Here is an 8664-nt window from a genome sequence, read left to right as displayed (position 1 = left end):
GAGTCCAGCCCCCGTCTTCTCCCAAGGGGAGACGCTAAAAGCGAAGGCGGTTTCCGTCACGATGGGGGACTGGCGAACCCGAAGGGCGGTTCGTTTTCCTATAATTCTGCGCTCATTCCTGTTATAAAATGCATTGTTAATAAATATCCAAAAAATCACATACAAATGCGTATCAGCAAATATAAACAAATTGCCTCTGCAATCTTTTATCTAAGTGTTATATTTAACAGTCAAATAGTATCAGCCACCGTAACATTACCTCTACGTACCAAAAAGGCAATGGTCGTTTCCGCTAACCCCTTAGGAAGTGAAGCCGGGTTAGAAATGTTACGCAAGAAAGGTAATGCAGTTGATGCGGCAGTTGCCACAACTTTTGCTATTTCTGTAGTAGAACCTTTTTCGGCAGGAATTGGCGGTGGCGGATTTTTGCTAATGCATTCAGCGCAAACTGGCGAGATGAAAGCGCTCGATTTTCGCGAACGCGCACCGCTAAAAGCTACTAGAAATATGTACTTAGATGCTCAAGGTAAAGTGCGTCCGAATGTCAGTATTAACGGTCATTTGGCAGTAGCGACACCAGGAACAGTAGCGGGATTGTATGAATTACATCGTCGCTATGGTAAACTACCTTGGCAAGAAGTTGTTAAACCAGCGATCGCTCTAGCGAACAACGGCTTTATCCTCAGTCAACAACCTACTTGGCGTTCTCTACAGGTTTACGAGCAACGCAAACAAGCAATTCTCGCTAATCCAGCAGCACGAGCAATTTTCACTCGCAACGGCGAATTTTATCAACCAGGGGAAAGGTTAATACAGCGCGACTTAGGAAAAACTTTATCAGCAATTGCCAAGAATCCCCAAGATTTTTATACCGGAAATATTGCGCGGGCGATCGCCTCCGACATGGCAAAAAACAATGGTTTAATTACTCTTGAAGACTTGAAATCTTATAAACCAATTTGGCGCACTCCGATTTGTGGCAGTTTCCGCTCTTCTAAAATTTGCTCAATGCCACCACCTTCATCGGGAGGTGTTCACCTATTGCAGATTTTAAACGTTATCGGGGACACAGATTTAAAATCTTTGGGATGGCATCACCCGGACGCTTTACATTTAATGACAGAAGCAATGAAAATTGCCTACGCCGATCGCTCTGTATATTTGGGCGATCCCGATTTTGTCAAAGTGCCTGTACAACAACTTATCAGCCCAGCATACGCCAAAATTCGACGGGCGCAAATCACGATGGATCGCGCCAAACCCTCAACTGAAGTCAAGCCAGGGGAGATGGGGAGAGGGGGAGAGGGGAAGATGGGGGGATGGGGAGAGAGGGGGGAGACAAGGAAGACGAAAAGACAAACTCCCCCTGCCCCCTGCCCCCTGCCCCCTGCCCCCTTCCCCTCATCCCCTCATCTTGCCTACGAGTCTCCGGAAACTACCCACATTAACGTTGTGGATGAACAGCGTAACGCGATTAGCTTGACTTTTACGGTAAACTATGGTTTTGGTTCTGGGGTGGTGGCGTCGGGAACTGGTATTTTGCTGAATGATGAAATGGATGATTTTGCAGCTGCACCGGGAGTACCGAATGCTTTTGGTTTGGTGGGTAATGAAGCGAATGCGATCGCACCCCGCAAAACTCCTTTATCCAGCATGACTCCGACAATTATCACCGAAAATAATCGCCTCCGCATGGCGGTGGGTGCGCCGGGAGGTGGTACGATTATTACTCAAGTGCTGCAAGTTATCTTGAACGTCTTGGAATACAATATGGATGCAGGTGCAGCTGTTTCTGTTCCACGCATACATCATCAATGGTTTCCCGATGAGTTGCGAACCGAACCTTGGGGTTTGGATGCTGTGACTGTACAAGACTTACGCCGTCGCGGACAAAATATTAAGGAAATTACGCCTTGGGGTAATGCTAACGCGATCGTTGTCACGCAAGATGGAACTTTAGAAGGAGCAGCCGATCCCCGTGGTGAAGGTTCCCCCAGAGGCTTTTGAAAAGTCAGCATGAAACTATGCAGAAATTTCGTAGGGTGCGTTAGGACGGGTGTCCGTAACGCACCATCTCAAGCGTAGGGTGTGTTAGCGGAGCGTAACACCCTACAAGTTTTGTAGATTATAAAATGGACACTCATTCGCTTGCGATAGAAATAGCGATCGCATAAATTCATACTTTCATTCAGCAACGCCAATTATTCGCCCTCTCCACCACTACTAGGTGCAGCAGGTGCAGATTCCCCATTGCGACGGAGTACACCACGCAACTGACTAGTACTATCTGAAGACTGATTTGATTGATTCAACTGCCGTTTTTTTCTTTTAGTCGGTGCTTGCTGTTCTGGTGATGTTCTGACATCACCAGTAACTTCCCTAGGTCTGTCCGGTGTTGGTACAGCTGACCCAGAATTATTTTCTCCGGGACGACCCAAGGGATTATTAATAGAACTTTCTTCAGGATTTCTTACTGGTGTTGGTGTTTCAATTTCGTTTTTGGATGGACTCGCTTCTGTAGATTGCGGTAAACCCTGATTTAATCTAGGACTTCTCAATTCTTCATTAGAAGATGCACTTTCGCCTGATGGTTCTAGATTTCGTCTTCTGCGTCCTGGTGTTTCATTCCCAGAATTATTGTTATCTGAAGAACCTGCTAGCTGCCGCTGTCTTTCTCGTTCTGCCCGTTGTTGCTGCCTTTGTCGTTCTGCTTGTTGTTGCTGCCTTTCTCGCACTTGACGGTTACGGCTAGAGCCTTTCATCGAGAATTCTGTGGCGATCGTAACTCCTTGCCTTCCTTGTTCGGCAGGTTTTAGTTTCCATTCCCGCGCTTTTCTTTGTGTTTCTTCATCCAACTCGCGATCGCCACTCGAACGAACTAACCGCACACTAGTAACATTTCCCTCTTTATCTGTATCAACGGCTACTTCTACTCTTCCTTCTACTTTTCGCCTTCTGGCACTTTCTGGGTATTTAGGGTTTTCACAGCGAATACAGGCGGCTCGACCATTTCCAGAACCACCGTCGGGTATCTTTGGTTTTGTTGGTGCGGCAGCTATTTTCCCTGTGCCGCTTCCCGTACCAGTACCGCTGCCTGTACCAGTACCATAACCATTTCCTGTACCAGTACCAGTACCGCTGCCTGTACCAGTACCATAACCATTTCCTGTACCAGTACCAGTACCGCTGCCTGTACCGTTACCAGTTCCAAAACCTGAAGCGATGGTGGAATTACCAGTACTGGAGGTACTATTAGAAGAACCATTACCAAAAGCTGGTTGAGTAGCTCTTAAATCTCTAATGTTACCTAGCGTGTTTGTCAAGTTCTGACTACTTTCTTGGGTGGTAGTCGATGATTGTAGGGGAGTGTTGTTAGTTGCAACTTGGGTAGAACTTTGTGATTCTTGGGGCTGAGTTTTTTCAAGAGGCTTTTGAACTGAAGTTGTTTCCTTTGGTATGCTATTTGCTGGCTTTGGCGGTTCCTTGGAAACTATTGGATCTTCCTTCTGCGGTTGTGGTGGAGTGACATCGCGTTGCTGTCTCTCAACTGGCTTTTGTACGGGAGTAAATGTTTGGGGTACGATTGGCTTTTCAATAGGCTTGGACACTGGCACGGGTGCTTGTGGTAAAGCCTGAACGGTTAGGGGAGTTGGCGCTTGAATTTGAGGAGATGACTGTCTAGATGAACCACCACCAGCTGAACCACCAGCTGAACCACCACCGGCACTTCCTCCTGATGATGTCAAAATCTTTCCAGCACCCAATTTATTATCTTCAGGTGAGGGCTTTTTTTCTTCCTTTATTGGTGTTTCCTCAACTTCCGGCTCAACAAAAGTCAATTCAATCGGTTTCTCATCCAATTCTGGTGCTCGCGCCAAAAAATTACCAATACCAGATGCCAGTACCGCGATGTGCAGCACCAACGAGCCGACTGTGCTATAAACCAAGAAAGTTTTTAGCGCTTTGAATTCTTTCTCTCGCTGTATCGCAATACTGGAGAAGCTCATAAACTATTGCTATTTATTTTCACTATCGCTTTTCTACAATAAAACTTTTGGTTGCAAAAGTAAACTAATGAGATAATGTTTTATTGACTCTTGTGTAAGAGGTGATTGAGCCAATACGCATGTATATAGTAACTTTGATTCAATTTTGGTATAACTAGCGAGTCAAAAATAATAAAAACTTATGTCATTAAGCTTTAAATAGGATTGACATAAGCAGTGATTTATTCTACTGTTTGTTGAAAACAAGTTTCAATACTATGACTTTGCAGTTATCGATTTAACGGCAAATTCATTCATACTGCTTAGGGGTAAAACATGGGAATAGTTGAGCTGTTTGTCGCTGGGGGCGTGGTGATGTTCCCCCTACTGGCTTTTAGTGTGGCTGCGATCGCCTTAATTATCGAACGAATTCGTTTTTGGTATCGTATCAATCAACGTCAGAGTCGGGTGGTACGGGAAGTTTTGAATTTATATCGCTTGGATAATGTGGTGGGTGCGCTAGATAAGCTGCGAAAGAATGCAGATTTACCGATCGCGAGAATGTTTCTCTCGGCTTTGGAATTGGAACAACCTAATCCAGAGGAATTTCGTTTGGCTTTGGAAAGTGAAGCTCAAGCAGAGATACCTGTACTCAAACGGTTTAATAATATCTTTGAGACAATCATCTCCCTTGCTCCGCTGTTGGGATTGCTTGGTACAGTATTGGGTTTGATAGCTTCCTTCGCTTCGCTGAATATCGGTGATGTTGGTGGTACCAGAACTGGAAGCGTCACAGCAGGTATTAGTGAAGCGCTCGTATCCACAGCATCAGGATTGGTTGTGGCTATTTTTACGTTGATGTTTGCGAATACATTTCGAGGACTTTATCAACGTCAAATTGCATTCATGCAAGAATATGGTGGACAGTTAGAACTACTTTATCGTCGTCGTTACGAACGAGGAGAGAAATCATATGCGACTACCAGATGAACCTGATATTCCACCGCAAATAAATATTGTGCCGATGATTGATGTGATATTTGCGATTTTGACGTTTTTTATCATGTCAACGCTGTTTTTAACTCGACAGGAAGGCTTACCTGTAAATTTACCAAGGGCTTCAACATCCCAACAATCCCAAGTTCCAACAAGAATCACTATTACAGTAGATTCGCAAGCACAGGTAAGCTTGAACAAAAAGCCAACAACCATTGATGCGCTGACTGAACAAGTGCGTGGTTTAGTTGGTGCAAACCCGGAGGCAGTAGTAGTAATTAATGCCGATCAAGGGGTAGGACACGGTAAGGTTGTAGCGGTAATGGATAAAGTGCGTCAGGTAAAGGGAGCTCGGTTAGCGATCGCTACTCAAAAACAATAGCAGGTCTATCTTCAGGCAAGTTCAAGAGCGAAAGTTTTTCGCTCTTATCCAGAAATGTTTATTAACAGAGTGCAGTTGATTTTTTTAGGTTTTTCTAGCAAGCGTTATAAACTCCGGGTATTTAAAGCAAGCTCGAATCGAGTTTTACCGTTTATACTCGGTCTGATTTTTGCTTTGGTTGTGGGGAGTCAAAGTTTTAGCTCTCCACCAAATACCGAGATACTTTGGGATACGTATGGTATACCGCATATATACGGAAAAGATGCCCGAAGTGCCTTTCAAGCGTTTGGTTGGGCGCAGATGCAAAGTCATGGGAACTTGCTACTGCGTCTGTACGGTCAAGCAAGGGGGCGTGCTGCCGAGTATTGGGGAGAAAAGTATTTAGAATCAGACAAATGGGTACTGACAATGGGAGTACCCGAACGCGCCCGTTCTTGGTATTCTGCACAAAGTCCAGCTTTTCGCAGTTACCTTGATGCCTTTGCCGCTGGGATAAATACTTATGTAAAAGAACATGGTGATTTAATCGATGACTCGGTTGAAGCTGTGTTACCAGTTAAAGGAGAAGATGTACTGGCTCATCTTCAGCGAGTGCTTAATTTTACTTTTGTAGTTGACCCAGAGAAAGTAGGGGGTGTCAGTAGCCAGGAACCAAAAGCTGGTTCTAACGGTTGGGCGATCGCACCCAAACATTCTGCAAATGGTCACGCAATGTTACTGGCAAATCCACACCTTCCCTGGTCAGATTTATATCTGTGGTATGAAGCGCAAATAACCGCCCCAGGCATTGATGCTTATGGAGCCTCTTTGGTGGGGATTCCCGTTTTAAATATTGCCTTCAATAATAATTTGGGTTGGACTCATACCGTAAACACCCATGATGGATGGGATGCTTATGAACTCAAGCTGACTGGTGACGGTTATCGTTTTGATGGCAAAGTTCGTCCATTTGAGACAAAAACCCTTTCTTTGAAGGTAAAACAAAAAGACGGGACGTTGTTACAGCAACCGCTAGTAGTGAAAAGTTCTGTCCACGGACCGATTGTCAGTGAGAAAGATGGCTTTGCGATCGCGCTGCGGGTTGTTGGTCTTGACCGACCGGGAGTACTCGAACAGTGGTGGGATATGGCACGTTCCCAAAATCTGACTCAGTTCCAAAAGGTACTTGAGCGCTTGCAACTGCCGATGTTTACAGTGATGTATGCCGATAAAGAAGGGCATATTATGCATCTGTTTAACGGTCAAGTTCCAGTGCGCGAGCAAGGAGACTTTGAATACTGGTCAGGTATGATTCCTGGTGACACCTCGAAAACTTTATGGACGAAAATTCACCCATACAAGGATTTACCCCGCGTTATCGATCCAGCCAGTGGCTGGTTACAAAATGCCAATGACCCACCTTGGACAACTACATTTCCACAAGCTATTAAAGCTTCGGATTACCCTTTATATATGGCTCCTCGTTTCATGGATTTCCGAGCGCAACGTTCTGCCAGGATGTTGGCAGAAGATGAGAAAATTTCTTTAGATGAAATGATTAGATATAAGCATTCTACCCGGATGGAACTAGCAGACCGCATATTAGATGATTTAATACCTGCTGCAAAACAGTACGGGAATAAATTAGCTAAACGTGCAGCTAGTGTACTCGAAGCTTGGGATAGACAAGCCAATGCAGATAGTCGAGGTGCGGTACTTTTTGCGTCTTGGACCCAAGCGATAAATTTAGATAAGGCGTTTAGTAAACCTTGGAATGAAAAATCTCCGCGTACAACACCCGATGGTTTGATTAACCCTAAGAATGCTGTTGCTACATTAGAAACTGTAGCAGCCAAGGTAGAAAAGACTTATGGAGCGCTAGATGTGCCGTGGGGAGAGGTTTTCCGTCTGAAGTATAGCAATGTAGATTTACCAGCTAATGGTGGGGACGGGGAACTTGGTATTTTCCGCACTCTCTATTTTGCTCCCTCGGAAAACGGACGGTTTCAATCTGTTGCAGGGGATTCTTACGTAGCTGCAATTGAGTTTTCTAATCCTGTAAAAGCGATGGCACTAACTAGCTACGGCAATGCAACTCAACCGGGATCAACTCATGTTGGCGAGCAATTGCCGATGTTTGCTAAAAAACAATTGCGTCCAGTGTGGCGCGATCGCGCCATAATAGAGGCTCATTTAGCTGAACGCAAGGCGTTTTAACTTAAGTTAGCGCGTGCAAATGTTCAGCTAAGGTTTGAAGAAAAAGTGCTTGTTCCGATTGGATGAAAAAATGGTCACCGTTGAACATCTGTAATTTGTAAGAAGCTATGGTGTGCGATCGCCATCCTTCCAGTTCTTCAAGACTTACTTCTTCGTCTTGTAAGCCACCAAAAGCAGTAATTGGACATTCAAGTGGCGCTTGGTGGGCGTAAACATAAGTTTCCAACACTGCAAAATCTGCCCGTAGGATAGGGATGAGCAGTTGCATCAATTCAGTATTCTGCAATACTGAATCCGGTGTACCATTGAAACGGTGCAGTTCTTCAATGAACTCAGTGTCTGGTAGTGCGTGAATAGGTGGCTTTGGTGACGGGATTTGAGGAGCGCGGGTAGCAGAAACAAATAGGTGAACTGGACTAAGATTATGCTCTCTACGAAGTTGGCGAGCAAGTTCAAAACTGACCAACCCACCGAGGCTATGACCGAAGAAAGCGAATGGTTTGTCTAAATATGGTTCGAGGGCAGAAGCTAAAGTCTCAATCAAGGGTTGTAGCCGTGAGAAAGGAGTTAACCTCATTTGGATTCCCCGTCCAGGAAGTTCGATGGGACAAACTTCGACAGTTGTAGGTAGATTTGTCAACCACCGGCGAAAAATGAGAGAACTACCTCCTGCGTAGGGAAAGCAGAATAAACGCAGGGAAGCATCAGGATTTGGATAGGGACAAGTAACGCAATTAAATATTTGTGTAGTTTGCATAAGGAGAACTGTCTAACCTAATACTAATTCTATGTGAGGTTGCGCTTTATCGCCCTGCGCCGAGCGCACGCTACGCGAACAGGCGCTTAAGCCTGAGGCTGTACAAACAGAGCTTACCTTGCTCTCGACAGCGCACGCACTCGCGTTCGTGGGCGCTCTCAGGCGCATCCTCATATAGAAATGGTATAACTAACAACTTGAGTCTTACCAATCTGGTCCTGGGTAAAGGGGAAAGGAAAAAAGGGGTGACGACAAAAAATCAGACAAAACGGAGACGGTTCCTTCATCCTTTGATAGTCGCTCTTGTGCCCTTGGATCTATTAAACTTGGCTGAGAAGTAATGTCGG

At 45.2% G+C, this 8664-nt stretch carries 6 protein-coding genes; 4 read left to right on the top strand and 2 right to left on the bottom strand.

Going from position 1 to position 8664, the window contains the following annotated elements:
- Positions 1-165 precede the first annotated feature (165 nt).
- The gene (gene ggt / locus PI95_RS33710; protein ID WP_039739008.1) at positions 166-2007 is read left to right on the top strand and encodes a gamma-glutamyltransferase; all 1842 of its coding nucleotides are present in this window, start codon (positions 166-168) and stop codon (positions 2005-2007) included.
- A 194-nt stretch (positions 2008-2201) separates the two neighbouring features.
- On the opposite strand, the gene PI95_RS33705 is transcribed toward ggt, so the two are convergent.
- Positions 2202-4007 carry an energy transducer TonB gene (locus PI95_RS33705; RefSeq protein ID WP_039739010.1) on the bottom strand — a complete coding sequence of 602 codons (1806 nt, stop codon included), beginning with the start codon at positions 4005-4007 and terminating at the stop codon, positions 2202-2204.
- Positions 4008-4322: 315 nt separating this feature from the next.
- Between PI95_RS33705 and PI95_RS33700 the strand changes: the two genes are divergently transcribed.
- From PI95_RS33700 to PI95_RS33690, 3 genes are read left to right on the top strand one after another with little or no spacing between them, the layout of a single operon-like run.
- Positions 4323-4976: a MotA/TolQ/ExbB proton channel family protein gene (locus PI95_RS33700; protein WP_039739012.1), complete on the top strand. Its 654-nt coding sequence runs from the start codon at positions 4323-4325 to the stop codon at positions 4974-4976.
- Positions 4960-5364: an ExbD/TolR family protein gene (locus PI95_RS33695; protein WP_039739013.1), complete on the top strand. Its 405-nt coding sequence runs from the start codon at positions 4960-4962 to the stop codon at positions 5362-5364. The genes PI95_RS33700 and PI95_RS33695 overlap by 17 nt, the downstream gene beginning before the upstream one ends.
- Positions 5365-5418: 54 nt before the next feature.
- Complete coding sequence (locus PI95_RS33690; protein WP_039739016.1) at positions 5419-7560, top strand: acylase; 2142 nt, start codon at positions 5419-5421, stop codon at positions 7558-7560.
- A 1-nt stretch (position 7561) separates the two neighbouring features.
- Here the strand turns inward: PI95_RS33690 and PI95_RS33685 are convergent, their stop codons facing one another.
- Positions 7562-8317: a thioesterase II family protein gene (locus PI95_RS33685; RefSeq protein ID WP_039739019.1), complete on the bottom strand. Its 756-nt coding sequence runs from the start codon at positions 8315-8317 to the stop codon at positions 7562-7564.
- Between the last annotated feature and the right edge of the window lie 347 nt (positions 8318-8664).

This window comes from Hassallia byssoidea VB512170, from assembly GCF_000817785.2.
GTDB classification, from domain to species: domain Bacteria; phylum Cyanobacteriota; class Cyanobacteriia; order Cyanobacteriales; family Nostocaceae; genus Hassallia; species Hassallia carrinoi.
The sequence above is the reverse complement of the archived record's forward strand: the minus strand, read 5'-3'. Positions and strand labels throughout refer to the sequence as shown.

Excerpts from the sequence above, each read along its gene's own strand:
- PI95_RS33685 (WP_039739019.1), bottom strand. The coding sequence starts at position 8,317 with ATGCAAACTACACAAATATTTAATTGCGTTACTTGTCCCTATCCAAAT.
- PI95_RS33700 (WP_039739012.1), top strand. The coding sequence starts at position 4,323 with ATGGGAATAGTTGAGCTGTTTGTCGCTGGGGGCGTGGTGATGTTCCCC.
- PI95_RS33690 (WP_039739016.1), top strand. The coding sequence starts at position 5,419 with ATGTTTATTAACAGAGTGCAGTTGATTTTTTTAGGTTTTTCTAGCAAG.
- PI95_RS33695 (WP_039739013.1), top strand. The coding sequence starts at position 4,960 with ATGCGACTACCAGATGAACCTGATATTCCACCGCAAATAAATATTGTG.
- ggt (WP_039739008.1), top strand. The coding sequence starts at position 166 with ATGCGTATCAGCAAATATAAACAAATTGCCTCTGCAATCTTTTATCTA.
- PI95_RS33705 (WP_039739010.1), bottom strand. The coding sequence starts at position 4,007 with ATGAGCTTCTCCAGTATTGCGATACAGCGAGAGAAAGAATTCAAAGCG.